The organism is Aliikangiella sp. G2MR2-5, from assembly GCF_015687155.1.
In the GTDB taxonomy this organism is placed as follows: Bacteria; Pseudomonadota; Gammaproteobacteria; order Enterobacterales; family Kangiellaceae; genus Aliikangiella.
On sequence record NZ_JADPQF010000030.1, the window covers coordinates 1 to 545 of the forward strand.

General features: G+C 44.0%; 1 pseudogene. It reads left to right on the forward strand.

What is annotated here, in order from left to right:
- Positions 1 to 545 (forward strand): annotated as a pseudogene (locus IYN84_RS20885) (RHS repeat domain-containing protein); the annotation flags it as partial.

Sequence of the window (545 nt, forward strand, 5' to 3'; positions counted from 1 at the left end):
AGCCCCAAATATTTGTCCTCTGGCGAGTCTTTGCCGGATATTGGTGATGCTACCAATGGTCAGTATCGAATTAACAGTAACCTGCGTTCACTTAAAATTATTTACGCACAAAACGGTTACAAGATTTACCGGATTGATATTAAAAATAAAGTCGGCCATTACTTTTACGGCGCGGACAGTGATACAAGCTTGACCGCTAAAAGCAGCAAGAGTGGCACCCTGACGATTGAAGCCGATGGCAGCTACACTCACACTTTGCCTGGCGGAACCATTTATCGTTTTAACAGCAACGGTCAGGTCACCAGCAAAACCAGCAGCACCGGCTTAACACGAACCTATGCTTATGATGCATCGGGTCGTCTTGAAACAGTCACCAATCATTTTGGTAAAGTATTGCGCTATGTTTACAACGGTCAGAATCAGCTGAGCAAACTGATTGACCCGGAGTTAAAAGAATATCATTTTGAATATGATGGCATTGGTAATCTGAGCAAAGTCATTTACCCGGATGAAACACCGGCGGATTTATCAGATAACCCGTCCAC